This is a genomic window from Allobaculum fili (assembly GCF_020969955.1).
Classification (GTDB): Bacteria; Bacillota_I; Bacilli_A; order Erysipelotrichales; family Erysipelotrichaceae; genus Allobaculum; species Allobaculum fili.
Window position 1 is genome coordinate 1 of sequence record NZ_JAHDSX010000085.1, and the last position, 2,227, is coordinate 2,227.

2 protein-coding genes are annotated in these 2,227 nt (G+C 46.1%); both read right to left on the reverse strand.

The window, feature by feature from the left end:
• Positions 1-204: 204 nt before the first annotated feature.
• Positions 205-1,818 (reverse strand): IS66 family transposase, encoded by a 1,614-nt coding sequence (tnpC, locus tag Afil_RS10585; RefSeq protein WP_230268525.1) that lies wholly within the window; start codon positions 1,816-1,818, stop codon positions 205-207.
• A 192-nt stretch (positions 1,819-2,010) separates the two neighbouring features.
• Positions 2,011-2,227: IS66 family insertion sequence element accessory protein TnpB (gene tnpB, locus Afil_RS10590; protein ID WP_230268526.1), on the reverse strand; the 217-nt coding region annotated here is incomplete at its 5' end.

A 2,227-nucleotide genomic window follows, 5' to 3' on the forward strand; every position in this document is an offset into this window, starting at 1 on the left:
GTAAGCGTCAAATAGAACCCGTCTAGAAATCGAGCGCAGACTCCTTCACAATTTCCGTGAAGACGTCTGCGCTCTTCTTTATAAAAAACTGCTCGACCGACTGCCCAGTGGGCTGCTGGTTGAGCAGTTTGAAGGCTTTTTGTCTGCGAAAAGCGTTTGGCCACGAGAAAAGGCCAGAATTTCTTCTGGCTTTTTCGGATCTCTCTAATTTTCTTCCCTTTCCACATACAGATCAGCCGGCAGCGTTTTCGAATATGGAAGCAGCCCCTCAACGATATGGTCCTGGAGTCCCTGTGTGGATAAAACATCCAGAACATAGACCAGATACTTTCTTGGATCCAGGCCGTTGAGAATAGCGCTCTGCAGGATCGTGAAGCAGATGGCTGTGGCTTTGGCTCCTCTGAACGTATTGGAAAACAGGAAGTTCTTTCTGGCCATTACGAATGGCTTCACCATTCGCTCGCACGCATTGTCATCGATTGGAGTTGCTCTGTCTTCTAAGAAAGCAGCTAATTCTTTTCGATTTTTGACGAAGTATTCTGCAGCTTTCTTCAATTCTGACTTTGGGGCTGCGCCATCGTAGATTTTCCACATCAGGGCTTCGAGGGCTTCGAACACGGGACGGCTTTCCTTATCTCTGCGGATCTGAATCTGCTCAGGGGTTTCGTGCAGATTTTTGGCTGTCCGTTCGATTTTATAAAGCTTCTGGAACAGAGCGAGGGCTTTCAGGGTCAGGCTCAGGCCCAGGTTCTCTTCCTCCTCCAGAAACTTCGTTTTCTCTTCATCACTCAGTTTCAGATACGCTTTGTAATCCCTGCGTGTTTTGAGGTGATCCGTGAGCTTGCGTCTGGCATGCGCCATACAGAAGGCAAGCGTGGCGTCCTTATATATCCTGTGTACATCCGCTGCGTCACAGATGATTGTTCCGGAATAGTCCGGAGAAAGGAAATCCGCAAACGCCTGCTTATCTTTGCGCTCGGTGGCGTGATAAACGACCAGCTGGTGATTTTCCGCCCAGCTGGTACGGGTAACAATAATGGTCCCCATCTTGTTGCCCCCGCTTTTCGAGCTTTCTAATACGCGTAAAGGCGTCTCATCCATATGAATGTGTCCGCTGTGTTTCAGATCTTTTACCATGCGGTTGTATATCGACTCCAGATACTGTTCCGAAGTTTCTATTCCCCAGTTGCTCATTGTCTGTCTGGTCAGATAGAGCCCCTGCCTGTTGACATCCTGCTCCTGACGGTAGAACGGAAGGCCAAGCACGACTTTGTCGGAAATGATTTTCCCTGTCAGAGAAGGGGAAGCATAACTTCCTGGAAACAGCTTGGATGTTTCTGGCTTAGCCTGGAAAATATGTGTCTCTCCGTTTTCGTCTTCATACAAATAAACAGGGTAAATATCGCGCTGTACATACCACTGTGCAGGAACGTGAACGATCTGGTCATAAACAACAGACTTAAGCTGGACACATTTATCTTTAACCGCTTCAAACTCTGGACCGGTCGGTTCGATGGTATTGGTGATCTTAGGAAGATCATTGATATTGTCGTGAAGAGTTTTCTTTTTGCCCTTTTGAGTCTGAACGATTTCCTCATCCTCCTGTTCTTGAGAAAGATTCTCAAGGACAGACGCTGCTTTAGAATTGGCATCAAGATGCCCTTCAGGAAGGTTCTCAAACAGAGAAGGCATTCCCTCCGAAGAAGTCCCAAACCGCTCATTCCTGCTCTTGATTCTCTTGATGAAGTTGTAATTGAACATCTCGGAAATCTGAGCGGTTATTTTGAGAAGTTCTTCTTTGGAAGCATCTTTGAACATCTCTAAAACATCTTCTTGTTTCACTCCATCCGGGCTTTGAATAAGACGGAGCAGGCTGGAGAAATCATTTTTCATGCCTTAACTATATCATATAATTCCATCTATATCAATTAATATTGAATATTATAAAATTAATATTATTCTTATTTAGTATAAGCAGATTATATCGAAAGGATATGCAGAATCGTCAGATCAGAGGAACAGGGGAGTCGTTTTCTTGTAGACCTTTCCCGTCTCCATGTTCAGACCGTCCAGCAGCCAGTTCAGCTGCTGGGATGTGATCGACACGATCCCATCTCCTGTAATTCTCCAGTCGAAATGTCCGGAGTTGAGAACCTTGTAGAACAGCCAGGTTCCCGTTCCGTCATAGTACAGGCACTTGATGCGGCCCTTTGAGCGATTGGTGAAG

What these genes read in the sequence shown, in the direction of transcription:
- tnpC (WP_230268525.1), bottom strand. Translation starts at nt 1,818, where the DNA reads ATGTTCAAAGATGCTTCCAAAGAAGAACTTCTCAAAATAACCGCTCAG.